At 44.7% G+C, this 17,312-nt stretch carries 17 protein-coding genes and 1 pseudogene; 2 read left to right on the top strand and 16 right to left on the bottom strand.

The window, feature by feature from the left end; genetic code table 11:
* Positions 1-118: 118 nt before the first annotated feature.
* Positions 119-1,423: a radical SAM/SPASM domain-containing protein gene (locus E4K67_RS23510; protein ID WP_243454595.1), complete on the bottom strand. Its 1,305-nt coding sequence runs from the start codon at positions 1,421-1,423 to the stop codon at positions 119-121.
* 179 nt (positions 1,424-1,602) lie between these two features.
* On the bottom strand, positions 1,603-1,968 hold the full coding sequence (locus E4K67_RS23505; RefSeq protein ID WP_135551223.1) for an NHLP leader peptide family RiPP precursor: 366 nt from the start codon (positions 1,966-1,968) through the stop codon (positions 1,603-1,605).
* Positions 1,969-2,474: 506 nt separating this feature from the next.
* On the opposite strand from E4K67_RS23505, the pseudogene E4K67_RS23500 reads away from it, so the two are divergent.
* Positions 2,475-2,546 (top strand): annotated as a pseudogene (locus tag E4K67_RS23500) (IS200/IS605 family transposase); the annotation flags it as partial.
* Positions 2,547-2,610: 64 nt separating this feature from the next.
* On the opposite strand, the gene E4K67_RS30280 reads toward E4K67_RS23500, so the two are convergent.
* The 8 genes from E4K67_RS30280 to E4K67_RS23465 form a co-directional block, all read right to left on the bottom strand.
* Complete coding sequence (locus tag E4K67_RS30280) at positions 2,611-2,901, bottom strand: hypothetical protein (RefSeq protein WP_199242641.1); 291 nt, start codon at positions 2,899-2,901, stop codon at positions 2,611-2,613.
* Between the two features lie 496 nt (positions 2,902-3,397).
* Positions 3,398-3,802 carry an ATP-binding protein gene (locus E4K67_RS23495; protein ID WP_135551221.1) on the bottom strand — a complete coding sequence of 135 codons (405 nt, stop codon included), beginning with the start codon at positions 3,800-3,802 and terminating at the stop codon, positions 3,398-3,400.
* Positions 3,786-5,174 carry a hypothetical protein gene (locus E4K67_RS23490; protein WP_135551219.1) on the bottom strand — a complete coding sequence of 463 codons (1,389 nt, stop codon included), beginning with the start codon at positions 5,172-5,174 and terminating at the stop codon, positions 3,786-3,788. The genes E4K67_RS23495 and E4K67_RS23490 overlap by 17 nt, the downstream gene beginning before the upstream one ends.
* A complete protein-coding gene (locus E4K67_RS23485; RefSeq protein ID WP_206752226.1) occupies positions 5,164-7,230 on the bottom strand; it encodes a SpoIIE family protein phosphatase in 2,067 nt (688 codons plus the stop codon). Before E4K67_RS23485 ends, E4K67_RS23490 begins: the two co-directional genes overlap by 11 nt.
* Positions 7,231-7,353: 123 nt before the next feature.
* The gene (locus tag E4K67_RS23480) at positions 7,354-7,650 is read right to left on the bottom strand and encodes an STAS domain-containing protein (protein WP_135551215.1); all 297 of its coding nucleotides are present in this window, start codon (positions 7,648-7,650) and stop codon (positions 7,354-7,356) included.
* Positions 7,651-7,676: 26 nt separating this feature from the next.
* The gene (locus E4K67_RS23475) at positions 7,677-8,663 is read right to left on the bottom strand and encodes a phosphotransferase enzyme family protein (protein ID WP_135551213.1); all 987 of its coding nucleotides are present in this window, start codon (positions 8,661-8,663) and stop codon (positions 7,677-7,679) included.
* A gap of 239 nt (positions 8,664-8,902) precedes the next feature.
* Positions 8,903-9,199, bottom strand: a complete 297-nt coding sequence (locus E4K67_RS30275; protein WP_135551211.1) for a bacteriocin — start codon at positions 9,197-9,199, stop codon at positions 8,903-8,905.
* 353 nt (positions 9,200-9,552) lie between these two features.
* A complete protein-coding gene (locus E4K67_RS23465; RefSeq protein ID WP_135551209.1) occupies positions 9,553-9,879 on the bottom strand; it encodes a hypothetical protein in 327 nt (108 codons plus the stop codon).
* Between the two features lie 361 nt (positions 9,880-10,240).
* Between E4K67_RS23465 and E4K67_RS23460 the strand changes: the two genes are divergently transcribed.
* Entirely contained in the window at positions 10,241-12,811 is a 2,571-nt protein-coding gene (locus tag E4K67_RS23460; protein WP_135551207.1) for a winged helix-turn-helix domain-containing protein, read from the top strand.
* Here the strand turns inward: E4K67_RS23460 and E4K67_RS23455 are convergent.
* The 6 genes from E4K67_RS23455 to E4K67_RS23430 all read right to left on the bottom strand — a co-directional run bounded on the left by E4K67_RS23455 (position 12,798) and on the right by E4K67_RS23430 (position 17,306).
* On the bottom strand, positions 12,798-13,328 hold the full coding sequence (locus E4K67_RS23455) for an RNA polymerase sigma factor (RefSeq protein WP_135551205.1): 531 nt from the start codon (positions 13,326-13,328) through the stop codon (positions 12,798-12,800). The two genes, E4K67_RS23460 and E4K67_RS23455, sit on opposite strands and share 14 nt — an antisense overlap.
* Positions 13,321-13,545, bottom strand: coding sequence for a hypothetical protein (locus E4K67_RS23450; protein WP_135551203.1), 225 nt, complete (start codon positions 13,543-13,545; stop codon positions 13,321-13,323). The genes E4K67_RS23455 and E4K67_RS23450 overlap by 8 nt, the downstream gene beginning before the upstream one ends.
* A gap of 61 nt (positions 13,546-13,606) precedes the next feature.
* Complete coding sequence (locus tag E4K67_RS23445) at positions 13,607-13,975, bottom strand: bacteriocin (RefSeq protein ID WP_135551201.1); 369 nt, start codon at positions 13,973-13,975, stop codon at positions 13,607-13,609.
* Between the two features lie 71 nt (positions 13,976-14,046).
* Positions 14,047-14,409: a hypothetical protein gene (locus tag E4K67_RS23440; RefSeq protein ID WP_135551199.1), complete on the bottom strand. Its 363-nt coding sequence runs from the start codon at positions 14,407-14,409 to the stop codon at positions 14,047-14,049.
* Between the two features lie 285 nt (positions 14,410-14,694).
* Positions 14,695-15,015: a hypothetical protein gene (locus tag E4K67_RS23435; RefSeq protein ID WP_135551197.1), complete on the bottom strand. Its 321-nt coding sequence runs from the start codon at positions 15,013-15,015 to the stop codon at positions 14,695-14,697.
* Between the two features lie 80 nt (positions 15,016-15,095).
* Positions 15,096-17,306 (bottom strand): NHLP bacteriocin export ABC transporter permease/ATPase subunit, encoded by a 2,211-nt coding sequence (locus E4K67_RS23430; RefSeq protein WP_135551195.1) that lies wholly within the window; start codon positions 17,304-17,306, stop codon positions 15,096-15,098.
* Positions 17,307-17,312: the final 6 nt, after the last annotated feature.

Raw genomic sequence — 17,312 nt, 5'->3', positions numbered from 1 at the left:
TCTCTTTTAATACACATCAGTAAATTTCTCTCTATGAACTTAAACTCTTTTCTATAGGTGTGAGCAATCGTCAGCTCAGTAGAGTTTTAGGTATAGGACGGAGAATATCAGATCGGATTTAGAGGTTTGGTTGATTGGTGGCAAATGGAACGTCCCCGTGGCTTATGATTTCCTTCTCCTGGTTAAACCGCGCCCTAACATAATGTTCCAGGCTATATTTCCATTCCGCGCAATCGGGCCAGTCTTTGTTGACGAACATGGCCCGGTAGCCGCAGCCTCCCATGCAAATAGGCAGCATCTTGCATTCCACGCAGTCGGCATACTCGAAAGGTTCCCAGGTGAGCCAGCGGATTTCATGCATGCGCTCATTCTTGCCCCGTTGTTTCAAGTCCATAATGTTACCGATACGGACAGGCTTGTCGCCTATTTCAGACCAGCACTTGTACATGTCGCCGTCTGGGTCGAGAACAAAGGCGTTCATCCGGTTGGCTCCACAGGCATAGGCAATACGGGGATAATAGGGCATTTGACCTATTTTGAAGTCTCTTTGCCGCAATGTCTCGTGGAAGGTTTGGTTCAATACCGTGAATTCTTCCATGGTTGCACAGGAGCTTTCGATGGACTTGCAGCCCGCCGTATCGGCTGAAACGTGGCCCAGGTGGATAGCTATGTCCTTTAAATTGTTTTCCTCTAATATATCCAGGAGTTTCAATGCTCCGTCCATATTGGAACGGTCTACATTAACTCGTAGAGATACTTCCAGTTCATTGGCCGTTAGCAACTTGATGCCTTCCAGAACCCGGTCGAAGGTTGGACCGCCATCACCCTTAAGCATCCTTCGGCTATTATGCACAGCTGGCGGCCCGTCAAGCGTAATCTGGAAAGTTTCTATCCGGCTGTCTTTTAGCTTTTGCACCACGTCCGGGTCTTTGGTAAGCAGGTAGCCGTTGGTAATCATTCCGGCGGAATAACCAATCTTGTTTTCTTCGGTGATAGCAATAATTTTCTGTGTCAGGTCAAAGATGATTTCTTTGTCCAAGAGCGGCTCGCCACCGTACCATGTTATGAATACAAAGTTTACTGTTTTGGCCGCCAGCTCAATATACTTCAGCAACTCTTGCTGCACGTTCTCCGGCATGAAAGCATTTTGACCATCCCTTTTGCCCTGGTTTTCTTCCGATTGTTCATAGCAATAGTTGCAGGCAAAGTTGCATCTCAGGGTGGGGGCGATGGTAAGTCTCAAACCCATCCGGTTGTATTTACTGCTGTTATAGGCGAACTTCAATATTTTCAGTTCATCGACTGCGTCATCCAGGACGTATCCCCCCTGCTTTAGCCCGTCGATAAACTGCTTCGTGTCTGCAGGCAGGGTATCGTAGTCAAACTGCTGAAGGTTCAGCAAATCTATGTGAGTATTCTTCACTTCAGCCAGCGAAGTGGTCAGACTGTTAAAAAGTATTACCTTATCCGAGACGTCAGTAGGCCAGATAAAGTTGTATATGGATGGTTTTATTGTATTTCAGCTCCTTAAAAACGGCCTAATATTAAAAACAGCCTATCATCGTCGGTCTTGTCGTTGGACGGTGTTCGTTTCGAGGCACTTCAGCAATAGGCATATTGTGAACAATAATAAGGAGAGCATCGGGGCGGCGTAATCTCCCCGCCCCGATCTCTACAATACCAAGTGCCGCAGTTTGGCGGGTTATACTCTCCCGCGCCAGAAACGACCTCCAATTGTTCATCAGTTAACTCCTCAGGATTAGAGGGTTGTACCAAATAGACCACTTGAGCCGATTCCTCAACAACTTTAACCTCGACATCTTCAGGGACTTGAAGACCCAATTGCGTCTTCGAAGTTTCTTTTGGATTAGCCACCAGCGTTTCCTTGAAGTCTTTGTCTGCCTGCGCCTTCTTGATGATTTCCTTTTCGAGTTCCTCGCGGGTCATGGTCTTTTTGTTTTTACTCATTTTGTTAGCCTCCTTAAATTTGATTTCAGACATTTATTCGCACGAGATGCAAAAGTGTTAGTATTTTTTCGTCATACTTTTCGCCCTATAAATTGTTGCTACAAATCATAAAAAGCTTACCATATATCTTTCGACAGAAAAATCACACCGGGGTGATGATCTTTAAAATAATCTGCCTGCTATTCGACACAGGGTATGATGAATAAAGAGATGCAATGTTGCAAATGAAACCGATGGCTTTTTGTTAGAACAAAAATACGAAAAGCAAAACTGTGGCATATACCTTCCATATTTTCTTGCGTAGGCCTCAGAATATATTTTTGTGTTCCAATCGAAATTTTTGTGTCTGTAATAATCTCTTAAGCTTAACAGGCCTGACCATTAACACCATACTTACAAACCTGCTCTTTAAAGTCGTGGTAAATCTGTTCCGACGTAACCCTTCTATTCGTTGCGGTATTATTCATAGCCGTCCTCAAGCTTTTTCAGCCGTTGTCCGACAGCGGGTCCACCTGCCGCCCAAGCAAAGTGTCTCCGAGTTTATGGGATACTTAAAAGGAAAAAGCGCACTGATGATTCATGCCCTTACAGGGCCAATATCAAACCACCCGTTGAACGGGCGGTCCGGTGATTTTTCCTTTATTAGTAATGTGTCAAATAATAGCAATTACCGCAGATGCGTATCAGATATGATTCTCCTACAGATTCGAAATAAGGACAGTCTTTTTTATTATTCGAGTAATTATCATGGAACCAGTTTGGACCTTTGCCGGCACTACGCGCCGCACCGCAGCTGCAATAGAACGTCGATTGGATGGGGGGATTTTTAGCATAGTGACCTTTTCCACTAAGGGGATCGGTATAGCCTCCGGACACCCGCTCCATATCTCCGTCTTTCAGTTCCTCGGCTTGTTTCTTGTTTTCTTCACTCATAACTGTTTCCTCCTTAAATTTGATTACATACTTTTATTCGCTGGAAATTCGAAAGCGTTAGGTATTTTCTAAAAAAATTTTCATATGCAGTTGTTACTTCCACGAAGCCGGTTTCATCTCAAAAACATCGTACCATAGGTCTTTCGACAGAAAAATCACACCGGGGTGATGATTTTTGAAATAATCTGCGGTCTATTCGACACATGGTGTGAGAATTTTTGTATTTGCCGCGTGCAAAACAAATGTGTCTTATTGTAAGACAAGAATGACTCAAGTCAAACAAGGTGATCCACGCATTGCGCGGATCACCTTGTTTTTTGTGTACCTTCAAATTTTCTTGGATCTCCTTAAATTCAATTGCTCTAATAAACCATTGGTAGGCTGAAATTAAACTGTTCACCATCATTAGTTGAGCCTTCTAGCAGTATTCGCATTCGCGGGGACAGGTTTACTGTCCACTCGTCCTTGGTATTTAATCCTTCTCGGCGGTGCAATGTTACAAAATAACAGCTCTTACAATGTTCAGGCCATTGGTGTTTTCATACGAGAGGGATTGAACTTTTTTCCGAACCAGGAAAAGACCAAGGCCTCCAATATCCCGCTCTTCTGCAGATAGGGTTGTATCGGGCTCTTTCGCCGTAAGTGGGTTAAAAATATCTGTATCGTCAGATATTATTAGGACGCTCTTCCCCTTTTCGGTGTGAATCTCAATTTCAATGCTATTATCTGCGCCTGTTTGTTTACCATATTTCAAAATATTGGTGACAAGCTCTTCGATGATCAGCTGAATAGTAAATAGTTTGGTCGATAATAGTTCATTTTTTTCACCAAGTGCTTCAATCTCCCTGTTCAGCAGCTCTAAATTAAACTCCGCTAGTGTTCTTTTATGGTGATAGTCCATCGGGTTCTCTCCTTTCCCTTTTTTCTTCGACTTCGCTATACGCTAAAATAAGATCCCGGTAGTCCAAACCATCTTTCAGTAAACGTATTTGCCGTTTGGCAGGACTTTCCATTAAATTATTCCCCTTGATAAGACGTCCCAAACAATTCTCTTCACCGAAATTTCGTTTTTTCAGTCCTTCCCAGGCAATAGCCACCAAGTTAGTTAGAAAATGGTTCATCGTTGCTTGCTGTACAATCGTTTCTTGGCAAACTGCCTTACGCCGCAGTTCTGAGTTGGTCATTTCCAGCTTGTTTTCTCTCCAAAAATCATCGACTAATGCCCTAGCCTTTCGCTGGTTTTCTGAAATGCCCGTGTAAAAAGCAGTGGGTATAAAAATCTCTGCCAGAGGTTGGGTGCAAGTTTGCCTTATTTCAATGGTTCCATATTTGCTGACTGCAATCGGTTCAAGGGAGCGAAAGCATACGATGTCTTCCTCTAAATTATTGTGGTCTGCAAAATACTTGGAAAATTCAACGGGTTGGATTGGTTTAAATCTATCCTTACCATCACTGACTACAAAGAGTTTGAGGTCCATCAAGCGATTTACAACCTCCTCAAGCGATCGGTATTCCTGATCATAGGCCTCTGTATTCGGTGATTCACATAACCTCCAGAGTGTATCGCGGAAACACACAGTAGGGTTTTCCAGTTCTTGGCGCAGGTTTAAGGGAAGCTTCGCTTGCCAAGCGCTGGTTTGTTCATGGGGAAAGGGAAGGGAATTCGCAAAAAGCAGTCCATCCACAAAGGCTAACTTCCCCAAGAGGTTCAAGCGATCCGGCAGTGCAGGCAGGCTTATGTCAAGATGCGTCTGGGTTGACGCAGAAAATGAATGAAAAATTTCTCCGTCATGATGGGTCGTGAATCTCTTTAAGAACTCAGACTTTGCCATCATTGATGGCGTATTCAGCGGTGTACTATTGGCATACTGCGCATATGGATTGGTTCCCATGCCGCATATGCGATAATTATGTTTCTTCTCCAGCTTTTTCAAAGCCCCTAAATAGTTATAAAAACTAGCAGCGATTTCCTGGATACTTCGTTTTCTCCCCATTGAGAATTCAAGGGTGTTAAGGCTCGTTTCAAAGGAACAGCTATCGCCATTGTCCTTGACGACTGCGATCGGAAAGCCCTCAAGCGTGAATTTGGCAGGCCTGAAATCAAACCGATCGACTAATAGCTCAAACATGGCTTGCGCAAAGTCTGGTTCCACTGGTTTCTTATCCAAATTCACCACAGGCATTTCGATTTCAACGCCCACATACTGCCCCGTTTTTCCAAGAAACTTATCGATAAAATGATGATAGATCAAGTCTTTTGCTCTACTTCTCATCTTGAGGTTCTCTCTTTTCTCGGCTTATTTTTCGAATTGCCATAATGGTAATATCATCGAATTGTGGTGCTTCACCGACAAATATATCCACATCCGCTTTGATTCCCTTAACTACCTCATGGATGGACGATACTCGTACCGCCTTCACAATCTCTAGCAACCGTGCATCCCCGTACAGTTCATTGTCCTTATTGGTTGCTTCTGTAACGCCATCGGTATATAAGACAAAGGTCTCCCCTTCCAGAAGTTGCATGTGCATGATCGGATAGTTGATTCCTTCCATCGCTGCAAGAGGAAGTTTATGTTTGATTGGAATGAATTCAACCGTACCATCTCTGTGCATGATAACCGGAGGATTATGCCCTGCGCAGGCGTAAGAAACCTCTCCTGTCTCTAGATCCATGATTCCCACATACGCCGTCACGAATAATTGGGCAGGATTTTCCTCACAGAGCAAGTTGTTGGCCATGCACAAAAGCTCATCAACTGTTCCGGTATTTGCTTGGGCCGCAGTTTTGATGACCATTTTAGCGACCGTCATAAACAGGGCTGCGCCGACTCCTTTTCCTGAAACATCGGCAACGACGAAACAGAGTTTATCCTCGCCAACCATGAAGAAATCATAGAAATCTCCCCCTACCTCCTTGGCCGGAAGCATCATGCCGGTGACATCATAGCCTGGGCAGTCAATCATCTTAGGTAACATGCCAAGCTGAATATTTCTAGCTACGTCAAGCTCAGATTCCAGTCTCTGCTTTTCTGCTGCCGATTTTGCGACCTGTCCCATGTACTCTTTTAGGCGAAGGGTCATGCCATTAAACGTGGCGGCTAGCATACCCATCTCATCCGTACCGAGGTCTGCGAATTCATAGTCCAGATTGCCGTCCCCAATTATCTTTGCTCCGTCGGCCAATATTCCTACAGGCTTTGTAATCGACTTGCTCAGACGAGTGGAAGTCATGAAGACCAGAATTAAGAGAAGAAGAATGATAATCAGGAAAATAATAAAGACCTTCTGGGTTTCATCGATAATCACCTGTTCCATTTTAGCCCCAGTATTGGATACCGAGTCAGCGACTGACTGCACCGGTGCCATCATCACGTCATAATCCAGCACCGTAACCATAAGCCAATCCGTGGATTTAATCTGGGCATAGCCGATGATGGAGCGATCGTCGGAATAATAGGCTGACATTGCGGTTTTTAAATCAATGCTACTGATAAACTTTTTAAAAAACGACTCGTTTTCCGTTTCTTTTATGCCCTGAGAGCTGAGTAACACGGTTCCCTGCCTGCTCATGATAAAGGCTGATATAAAGGAACTATTTTTTACGTTGAGAGTCTTTTCCGAGATTTCACTGACGCGAAGATCAAAGGCCAGCACCCCAAGGAGGGTACCCTGTTTGTCATAAATCGGAGTGGCGCAAGTGATATAGTTTCTGGAATCTGTACCTATGTAAAGATCCGACCAGCGACTAGTGCCTGCAGCGACAGCATCCTTATACCAGCTTCTCGTACGCATATCTGATTTTTCTACTGACTCATAAAAGATATTAGTGCTTGAAATAGCCATCCCATTTTCTAGGACAAGGTAGGCCAACGAAATATTCGGCTCAATGCTCAATATATTATCGAACATGGGTGTCGTCGCACTCAAGACTTTAAGGGTTTGACGAACTTCCTCTGCATTGATGTTTGCTGCCTGTGAGATAATATACTCCTGATGTCTGCGGAGAGCGATAGGGCTGTTGGTTCCGCCATTATTATAGAGGGTTTCAATATCACCCTTGAGCGTATTAAGTTCGCCCATAATTCTCTCAAAATTTATGTTAATGGTCTGTGCATAATAATCTGCCAGAGAAACAGCCAGCTTAGAACTACTTTTCGTAATTTCAGTGACATTTTTCTCGTAGAGTTCGTCAATCGCCACTTTGTTTTCTTCCTGAAAGGTTGCTTTAATATCATAAAATCCATAAATGGAAACCGCACACAACAAGAGGGTGACCAATAAGGATAATCCCAGAAGAGATAATAAGATCTTTTTACCAATGCTCATGATATACCTCCGCCATTCATCGTCCTTCATAATCACTCTTCATCCAATCGTAAGACACCCACCTTTTGTAAGTGGGTGTTCCTTAACTTTATCTCCACCTTTTGGGCATCAAAACTTCACGTGTTACTCGATGGTTAGAATTTCTGTGAAGCCAGTTACCTCGAAAATCTCCATGATTGTCTCATTAACCTTAACAATCAGCATTTTCCCCTGCGTGTTCATCTGCTTCTGCGCGGCGAGAATGACGCGTAACCCCGCACTAGAAAGGTAGACCAGTTCGGCAAAGTCCATCACAAGTTCTGTTATGCCTCCTAGGTTAGCTTTAAGTTCCATCTCCAACTGGGGGGCGCTACTGCTGTCGAGCCTGCCCTCAAAAGTCAAGGTTAATTTGCTTCCATCCTGTGTCTTGTTGATTTTCATGCTAATTCTCTCCTCTCTCAATCTCTTCAAACTTTTGCTACAATTGTTTCTTTAAAACTCTGTGCAAGCCCATCAAGGACCTCGTAGAAGTCGTCCTTAGCAAGCACAATTTTTTTATCAAGCTCAACCATATCAAAGCCAATGATCTCTCTGAGCCTGTCGTCGAACGCAGGTATCATAATGGTGAGCTGTTCCATATAGCGCAGCTTTAAAAACAGTTCAAGATCCTTCCACGCTTCGTTTGGCAGGGTGTAATTTTCAAGATAGCCGCGTTTGAACGAGTCGAGCATACCATTTTTGTATAGTAGGTCACGGCGCTTTATTTGTGGCATAAACTTAGGTTCCTGTATCCATTGGGATATGGATGTCACAATGTCAAACATATAGTAACCGTAGCCGCAATCGTCAAAATCGAACACCCAGATGTCGTCATCGCTGGAGAAGTAATTGCCTGGCCAATAGTCGCCGTGAATCATGCCATAGGTTTGTGGGGTTTTAGGTATGCTCATGATTTTCGCCTTAGTTTCATTCATGATGTCGAGTATTTCGTCTGTAAGAGCATGCCGAAAGCTGTTAAAATCAAAGGTGGCTTTCTCATGCCAATGACAACGCCTATAGCGGAAGCCCTGAGCATAACCGTCGGCACTTGCTTTGTGCAGCTTGCCGAGTGATACGCCTACATTGTAGAAGTAGTGGTTATTCCAGTCCTCGCACGTGAGGATTTTACCCTCAGCTCTCCTGAAAAGCGTTGCCCTGTACTTATTACCGCCAACCTCAAACTCCTCGACTGCCTTGTTTTTCGCGGAAGCATAGGGCTGGCAAACGGTCGTGTGAAATTGCTTGAGATCGTCCACCCACATAAACTCGCTCATCACCTCTTCACGCGTTCGCAGCTCTGCCGGACTCACGCGAATGACCACCGAGCAATAGTCCATTGCAAAAACGAACGCATAATTGCGGGTGGAAAAATGGCGGCTGGCATTCGCAATGTCCAGCGAATATTTCTCGAGCAAAACACTACGGATCCCCTCAAAATCTTTGATAATAGCCCCCCCTTTTTCAAACTTGTCATTATTCTACCGGTTTATACACGTCTTATAGATCATTCCGATTCTATCGGCGGCTAAAATGAAAGACGAGAATAACCATTTGACGCTTATTCTCATCATTTCACCTTCATTATTCCCCATTGCCATTTTGAACTCGGCTTCCACCTTAACGTTTTGTTCCAAACGACATCGCAATTACAGGTTTAATACTTCACAACATCGTAGCCTTTCTTATCTAATTCATTCAGATTACTGTAATACATGTGCCCATAATATTTGCACGCTCCACAGCTTTTCGAATCAGGCCTGGGACCATCGTAATTGTCGCACTTGTTGATATGGCCCAGGTTTTTTAATAATTCTTTTCCGGATATTTTTTTATGACTACATTTGTAATATTCCTGATACTCGGTGTAAATAACCATTGCCATCCCGCCTGATATACTGGCCATTTCCTCATCGGTAAGTTCACTCGCTCTGCTTTTGCTTTCTCCACTCATGCTTGTTTCCTCCTTTTAAAGGCTTGCATCTACTGATTCGCCTTAGATGCGAAAGTGTTAGGCTATTTTTAAGAATTATTCTGATATGAGGTTGTCGCTTTAAAAACGCAGGTGGGTCATATATAATTCATAACTAACTTTACCATAGGTCTTTCGACAGAATAATCACACCGGGGTGATTATTCTTTAAATAATCTGCGTGCTATTAAATGACGGTGTGAGGATTTTTTTTGTTCCTGATTGCTGCCTCCTTTTATAAACTTTATGAATACCGTGTCAAAACCGAGCTTTTTAAAGTATTGATCTGAATAGCCATTAATCGGCAACAGGTGCTCATATCTCCTACGCTGCCGTTAAATTGTGCCGATTCCGTATCCCTTAGCCCTGTGCGTTTGAATCGCATCTTCGTCCATAATACCCATATCCTTAAAGTAGATGCAGCTCTTACAATGATTGTATTCCTTGGGTTCTTCCTTCTTAATAAATTTAGGGCAGACACCGACTATCCTCTCAATCATCATGTAACTGCTGACATCCAGCCATCTGATGTCAGCGCAGGAACATCGATAACCATGTAGGCCAGTAGCCGCATTCATTAAAACCAATGACTTCCCTGCAGCAACTTGGCCCATCTCCTCATCGGTAAGTTCAATCCCTCCGTTTTTGTTTTCTCCGTTCATGCTTATTTCTTCCTTTTTAAGGCTTTCATCTGCATAACCGTTTGTACTGGCAACTAGCAGGGCTTTGTCCCCAAAGGCTTTGACAAAAAAACCGAGATTTAAAAGTTCTCCCTCTCCCTACACATATTTAGAGGGGGTAATAAATGCTCTTCTCATGTTGAGGCCTCCCTGTTTCATCCCCAATAACGACAACTGTAGGCGCCAAAGCCGCAAAAATGAACACAGCCGGATTACTTGCACGTCTGGGGTAAAGTTTTTATTTTTCGCTTGTTTCTGTATGTGAAGAAAAGTATAATAAAGATATTTTATGAAAACGTAAGCAAACCAAAATATAACCGTATTAACGCTAAGGAGAACATATATGTCCGCAATAAATTTTATGAATGATAAATTCGTCCCCACTTCACTGCCTGAAATCTGTGCACCGCGGAAGGAATTATTGAATCTCTATCACAAAGCTGCAGATAACCGTCTGGCGGTTATCTGCGCACCTGCGGGATACGGAAAAACGGTTTCCACGCTGCTGTGGATCAGGGATTCAGGTCGCAGATCGATTTGGATCGGACTGGATGAATACGACAACGCCCCCTTTGTGTTTTATAAGCTCTTTTGTACCGGTATCCTATCAGTACAGCCTGATAATGTAAAAATGCAGGAGATTTTAAACAGTAACGCCTTTTATTCATCTCCCGTCGATCATACCATCAACTTCCTTCTGGAATTTGCCCAGGAAGAAGGAGCCTATGTTCTGGTGCTTGACGACATACATACGATTACCAATAAGAAAATCCTTAAATCCCTGCCCTTCATCTTAAAGCGTATGCCTTATTCCTTCGACATCCTGCTGCTCAGCCGGAACAAGCTTCCAGAGGAACTAAACGATTTTGTCGAAAGCAGAAACGGAGTCGAGATTACAGCCAGCGACCTCGCCTTTTCGATGGACGAAATCCAAAAATATTACAGTGCCCTGGGACGCGGAATAACAAGAGCACAGGCGCAGGCGTTTTTCGATGCTACCGGAGGATGGGCTATCGGAATCAACGCGCTTTCTCAAAGTGAAACACTGAACGCCCCTCTGGGAAACGGGCGGTTCCTTGAGAATTATATTAATAAGCATATTTGGGAACGGTGGGATACACAGCTGCGGGAGTTTATGCTGGTTACTTCCGTAGCCAATGAGATGGATGCCGAGCTGTGCACTCTTCTGACCGGAGTGGAAAATGCCGATGAGATATTGGACAGACTACTGATTCAAAACATATTTGCGCTCAAGACCTCATCACACACCTACCGGTATCACCATCTGTTTTTGGAATTTCTGCGTGAGAAGCTGAAGGAACGTACCGACATTGACGTTCAGGGATTGATTTTGAAAATTGCCGGTCTGTATTATGACCGAAAGGATTATTTCACGTCTCTGGCCTATTATGTTCGAACCGAAAGCCACGATGGCATTAACCAGTGCTTTTATCAGCTGAATTCCATTTACATGGATTTCAGCGTGGAGGAATGGATTAACTATTCTGCGACCTTTGTACTGGACAAGCTTCCCGAGGAGTTTATCAGAAACAATATCACTCTGCTGATTGAAGCCGCCTGGGCAAATTTTCTAAACGGTAATGCCGAAGCCACTCTAAAATATATTGATATCGCAAACACTTACGTTGCTTCCGAAAATAACCGCAAATTATTAAAAGAAGAGGATCTTCTCGGCTTTGCCTGCAGCATAGGCTTTGCCGATTTTCGCATAGGAATTCATGAATTTACCCAAGGGTTTTCCGAATGGGTAAGCACCTTGCCCGAGCAGAATTCAAATGATTTTAATTTTTATACACCGTCCATTACGCAGAATTTTCCTTATATGCACCGCTCCATCAGCGACTGTCTGGAATTAATCCCCGATATGGATAACCGTCTGCAGTCAATTATCGAGGTATTCGGCCACTTTTACCACACGGAAGCTGGCGCTTTCTGCAACAGCGTGAGGGCAGGACTTTATTACGAGCAAAATATGCTGGAAAAAGCGCAAGAAGCCATTATGCTGGCACAGTGCGAGCTTAAAAAAGAGCTTCGTTTTGAGATGCACTTCTGCGTTTTCATCCTTTTATCTCAAATATTTGATGCGCTGGGAAAAGCAAAGGAATCCGAGCGTGTCAAGGAGCGCTTAACCTCACGCATCAAAGAGGAAAATGCCCTGTATTTAAGCCCTAATTTTCTGGCGATTGACACAAAATACCGGTTGCGGGATGCTGACCGGAAGGCGGCAAAAATGTGGTTGGAACAGCACTTTGTCATTGAGGAGGAGCAGCTTCGTTTCTATAAGCTTTATCAGTATTTCACCACCGTGCGTGCCTATATTGTGCTGTCTGAGCGGGATATAGCTATGGAATATATTGAAAAACTGAAAAAGCTCAGTTTGGATTACCGCCGTCCACTGGATACGGCCGAAGTCGGTGTATTGAAGGCTGCACTGGAATGGGCGACTGGTTTTCGGAAAGAGGCCATCAAGACATTAAGCGATGTCCTGCTAGCAATGCAACCTTACCGCGTGATTCGCATTATCGCAGATGAAGGCGCCGCAGTGCTGCCCATCCTGAAAAAGATCGCTACCCTCGCAGACCGGACCGCTAGTCAGAATCAGCTGGACAGCCACTATCTGAATCAAGTTCTGCTTTGTGCTTATGAGGTTTCCAAAAAGCATAGAGGAATCACATTCTATCTGAATTCGAAACCGGTAAACCTGTCAAAGCAGCAAAAATATATTGTTCGATTGCTGGCTCAGGGGTATACGAATACGGAGATCATAAACTTAACAGGACTGACCATTAACACCGTCAAATCCCATACAAAGCTTGCCTATCAAAAGCTGGGTGTCAATAATGTTGCCGATGCAGTCATTGAGGCAAAAAGGCTGGGCATTATTGAATCTTAAGATTCATCATTTTTTTTAGCTTGCCGATGGCAATATGCTGCAGGTAGCGCACATTCACATGACTGATTTTCATTAAGTCAGCAACCTCAGGCGAGGTTTTCCGATAATAAAATCTCAGCAGAATGATTTCCCGCTCCCGCTCAGGCAGACGTTCCAACGCATTGCCAAGCTGTTCAAGCTGTTCGTCCAGAATCATCCGATCTAGCACTGGGAGCTCCTCCATTGAATAATCCACCAGAGCATCCTCCCTCGGATCAAATACCGGAGAACGATACTGCCTACGGAGATAATCATTCACCGTATTACGGGTGATCACGTAAACCCATGTGGAAAGGCCTGCTTTTAGAGGATCATATATATGCTGGTGCTCATGGACTTTCAAAAATACACAGGACAGCACATCCTCCACGTCCTGCGGGTGGTTTATCCGATTTCGAATATACTTGCAAACCTGCTCTTTAAAGTCACAGTAAATCTGTTCCGACGTAACCGTTCTATTCGTTGCGGTATTATTCATAGCCGTCCTCGGGCTTCTTCACCCGTTGTCCGACAGCGGGGTCACCTGCCGCCCATACTTCCAGCTCGTCGTCGGACAACTCCCGACGACCGCTGTTTATGCCGTATTTTGCGCCGACTGAGTCAGTCAGCGACTGGATCCGCTTATTCGGCATGAACTTATGCAAATCAAACAGACGGCCTAAGACTTCTCTTTTCTCCATATCGCTATGCAACATGGCTTCCTCCTTACGGCGTAATGCCCGTGACAGAAATGTTCGTTAAGTCAAGGATAAGTGGTTATAAGTGGTTTGGTTTCTCTCCCCCCCCCCCTCCACCGGAAGGCAAACCGGGACCTGATCCGTTTGCGTTCTGTGATGTGACATACTGCCATATATACCCCACACGTGCCGTAAAATGCTTGCAGGTTTCACAGCAATGCATGTTGTTGCTTGAAGACGCAGCGCTATGACTTGCACAGCTGTTCTGTTCACCCTCATAGTAACGCGCTTTGAATTCCGGTGGAGATAGGACTTGATTACATTCGACACTTACGCCGCGGACTGGAAATGATGACGAACAGTCACAGTTGCCCCCTGTACCTCCTACCACCTGGTTCATTTCTTTATCAGTAAGCTCTTGTGCCATGTTCTTGATTTCTTCGTTCATAGTAATCCCCCCTTCGTACTATAAGCCTGTGTTCTTAATCCTTTATTTCACGCATATTTGACTTATATCAGTCACATCTTACCTAAATTACATTTGGGGCACTTGTAGAGGTGAAACGGATAAGAAATATTGCAGGTATTGCAAAGTATCCAATTTGGGTAATATTTCTGATGATGGCAATGCGTGCATATGTAGCTGAAGTCACTATTTTCAAAATACCTATGGCATCTATCGCATTTCTCAACAGTCTCTTTAGACTGTGCACCGCCAGCCGCCTTTTCAATTTCCTCGTCTGTAAGTTCTAGGGCTTCGTTCTTGATTTCTTCGTTCATGACTGTTTCCTCCTTAAGATCCATCTCAGCATCGGAAAGTTCGAATGCTTTATTATCATTTTCAGACATAACTGTTGCTACCGCCGATTCTGATGCAGTCACCAGCCCAAACCTCCGCCTGAATTGGGGGGTGTTTCATAAATTGTTACAGATTCATACCATGGAGAACCGCAACTCGGGCATTTTGCGAAGGTATGAGAATAGATGCTTTGGCAAATTTGGCATCGTTTTTCTACTACCGTGCTTATAATCTCACCTCCGCCCACTGTTTTTTCGATTTCCTCGTCTGTAAGCTCGACGGCTTTTTCATTAATATCCTTGGTCAGAACTATTCCTCCTTAATTCGTTGGATTGTGTTTACCCGAGCCACCAAATTCAGCAATTCACTTAGCCTTTAGTGGCATGGTAATGACTACAACTAAGACAGTTAATTGCAGTGTGACAACCATCATACGAATAATGTGGGCATATATATGAACCATCCCTATACTTACTGCTACTGAGCTTAACAAAATCGTCAAATGTAACTACGTCGACGTCACAGGTGTAGGTATATCCATACCAGTGTGCACTCACACCGCCCACAACATTGTCCATTTCCTCATCCTGAAGGTTCTTTATTTTTTCAGAATGTTTAACCTTACCTATATTATTGTCTTTCTCCTCGTCGGTAAGCTCTACGGCTTTGTTCTTAATTTCTTCGTTCATGACTGCTACCTCCTTTTAAATGCTTTCATCTATTGATTCGCTTAAGCTTCAAGAGTGTTAGGCTATTTTTTAAAAAAATTCTAATAGGCGGTTGTCGCCTCCACAAAGCCGGTTTCATCCAGCCGCTGCCTGGCAATAAGCTCGGCAAAATAACCGTCGCGCGCAATCAGTTGCTCATAGCTGCCGTCCTCCATAATTTTTCCTTTGTCCAGCACGATAATCCGGTCGCACTGTTTAATGGTCGAAAGCCGGTGGGCGATGACGATCCGTGTGCATTTAAGTTTATCCAGGGATTTGGATACATGCTTTTGGGTGATATTGTCTAGGGCACTGGTTGCCTCGTCAAACATCATGATTTTAGGTTTAGGGGCAACTGCACGGGAAATCATCAGCCGCTGCTTCTGCCCGCCGGAAATTCCGCCGGAGCCCTCGGAGATAATAGTGTGCATTCCCATAGGCATGGCGCGGATGTCCTCCGCAATACCTGCCAGCTCGGCTGCCTCCCACGCATCACTTAAGTTCAGCCAGGGGGCGGCAACGACAATATTGGAAAAAATATCCCCCTGCATTAGCTTGCCGTTCTGCATCACGGTACCGATATTGCGGCGCAGGGACTTTAAGTCCAATGTGCCGAGATCCTTGTTGTCGTAATATACCGCGCCCTTGGCCGGTGTTTCAAAGCCCAGCAGCAGGCGCAAAAGTGTGGATTTTCCGCAGCCCGTCTGCCCCACGATGGCTATATACTGCCCCGCCTTGATCTTCAGGGAGAGATCGTCAAGTATCAGCGGCATAGTTTCGCTGTAGCGAAAGGATACATTAGAAAGTTCTATAGTCCCGGAGATCTTCGTTACGATTTTTTTGCCGGTGGCGGCTTCCGGCAAGGTTTTTAAAAGCGGAAGCGCCATATCCAATGTGGGTTTAATCCCCGCTAGGGTGGTAACAATACCGAACAAGGAAGCAAACGCTCCGCTGACCATGCCAAAGGACACGTTAAACGCCATATACCCTGCCACACCCACACCGGTTTTTATAGCATAGTAATAAATAACCAGCGTTCCCATGGAACTGACCGCCGCTGACAGCACACCACTGTACTTTAAAAACGCAGGCGGGTCATAAGTGATCCGGGCTATCTCGGAATAGGCATTGGCCCACCGCCCAAAGGCTCGCTTTTCTGCACCGGTCAGCCGGATTTTCTGCACACCTGTAATGAGCGCGTATAGCATACCGCTTTGCTTGGAGGAAAGCATCATGCTTTTTTTCGCCAGCTTCATGCCAAGCAGCGCGGTAACCAGCGTAATTACACAAGAAAGCAACGTCACCAGCAACGCCGGTACCACTAGTCCCGGGGAGTAGGCAAAGATCTGCGTAATATAGGCGAGGGAAAACAGGGAAGAGAGGCCCACCGATAAAATGGTGCTCTGGAGCATGTTGCAAAGACTGTTTATGTATTCAACGCGGCTCGCGAGCTCGCCTGCACTATAATCCTTAAAAAAGGAGGCCGGCATAACCAAGACACGCATCATGGACGCCGATTGCACCGCAATGTTTATTTTCGTATTAACCCTCGACTGGATAAGCGAAACGGTAATTTCAATTAAGGTCCGGCTGACTGTTACTCCTCCGTAGAAAAGCGCAATCGGGACAATCAGTCCAGTATTTTTGCTGGGAATCGCCACATTGAAAATCTGCTGGGTGATATACGGCAATAGCATTCCCATCAGTGTAGTAACTAGCATTGCTAGCACTACCATGACCAGATCCGAAACCGCCAGTGTCTGCAGGGTATAGAGCAGCAGGTCGGAAATCCTCAGTTCCTTCAGCGGAAAGGGCTTATAAAAGCAAATCGCTTCATCCGAAAGTCCAGCGGCCGTTTTTTCCGTTACCCTGACACGCTTTCCGGTTTCATAGTCGAAAAAGGAGTAGCCTCTTACTTTCCCCGGAATTAACGCGACAATCTTACCCTCTCGAGTTTCGCCCAGAAGAGCTCCTATACTGTCTTTATACCAGCCCCCGGCAAGCTTAACTGTGCGCCGCATAATACCATGGGGACGCATGTAGTATTCTAAATTTTCATTGAGATTAGGGAAGACTTCGTTCGTTTCTGTCATCTTAATGGAATAGTACGCCAAAATCTCGCCAATGGCATCGCATGCCCGTCTATCATCCGCCATGAACGAATTCAGAATGCTCTTGCCCATGACCGCCGAGGACATGTTGGCAAACGCTTCGGCAAAATTGTCATTGTCGTTTTTCAGGCGCTGTTCAATTTGTTCATTAAACCAGCTCATAAAAGT

Source organism: Desulfosporosinus fructosivorans (assembly GCF_004766045.1).
Lineage (GTDB): Bacteria > Bacillota > Desulfitobacteriia > Desulfitobacteriales > Desulfitobacteriaceae > Desulfosporosinus > Desulfosporosinus fructosivorans.
Note: the sequence above shows the minus strand (reverse complement) of the source record. Positions and strands in the feature narration are given on the sequence as shown.

What these genes read in the sequence shown, in the direction of transcription:
- E4K67_RS23445 (WP_135551201.1), bottom strand. Translation starts at nt 13,975, where the DNA reads ATGAACGAAGAAATCAAGAACATGGCACAAGAGCTTACTGATAAAGAA.
- E4K67_RS30275 (WP_135551211.1), bottom strand. Translation starts at nt 9,199, where the DNA reads ATGAGTGGAGAAAGCAAAAGCAGAGCGAGTGAACTTACCGATGAGGAA.
- E4K67_RS23465 (WP_135551209.1), bottom strand. Translation starts at nt 9,879, where the DNA reads ATGAACGGAGAAAACAAAAACGGAGGGATTGAACTTACCGATGAGGAG.
- E4K67_RS23495 (WP_135551221.1), bottom strand. Translation starts at nt 3,802, where the DNA reads ATGGACTATCACCATAAAAGAACACTAGCGGAGTTTAATTTAGAGCTG.
- E4K67_RS23450 (WP_135551203.1), bottom strand. Translation starts at nt 13,545, where the DNA reads ATGTTGCATAGCGATATGGAGAAAAGAGAAGTCTTAGGCCGTCTGTTT.
- E4K67_RS23480 (WP_135551215.1), bottom strand. Translation starts at nt 7,650, where the DNA reads ATGAAAATCAACAAGACACAGGATGGAAGCAAATTAACCTTGACTTTT.
- E4K67_RS23435 (WP_135551197.1), bottom strand. Translation starts at nt 15,015, where the DNA reads ATGAACGAAGAAATTAAGAACAAAGCCGTAGAGCTTACCGACGAGGAG.
- E4K67_RS23430 (WP_135551195.1), bottom strand. Translation starts at nt 17,306, where the DNA reads ATGAGCTGGTTTAATGAACAAATTGAACAGCGCCTGAAAAACGACAAT.
- E4K67_RS30280 (WP_199242641.1), bottom strand. Translation starts at nt 2,901, where the DNA reads ATGAGTGAAGAAAACAAGAAACAAGCCGAGGAACTGAAAGACGGAGAT.
- E4K67_RS23455 (WP_135551205.1), bottom strand. Translation starts at nt 13,328, where the DNA reads ATGAATAATACCGCAACGAATAGAACGGTTACGTCGGAACAGATTTAC.
- E4K67_RS23485 (WP_206752226.1), bottom strand. Translation starts at nt 7,230, where the DNA reads ATGAGCATTGGTAAAAAGATCTTATTATCTCTTCTGGGATTATCCTTA.
- E4K67_RS23460 (WP_135551207.1), top strand. Translation starts at nt 10,241, where the DNA reads ATGTCCGCAATAAATTTTATGAATGATAAATTCGTCCCCACTTCACTG.
- E4K67_RS23490 (WP_135551219.1), bottom strand. Translation starts at nt 5,174, where the DNA reads ATGAGAAGTAGAGCAAAAGACTTGATCTATCATCATTTTATCGATAAG.
- E4K67_RS23505 (WP_135551223.1), bottom strand. Translation starts at nt 1,968, where the DNA reads ATGAGTAAAAACAAAAAGACCATGACCCGCGAGGAACTCGAAAAGGAA.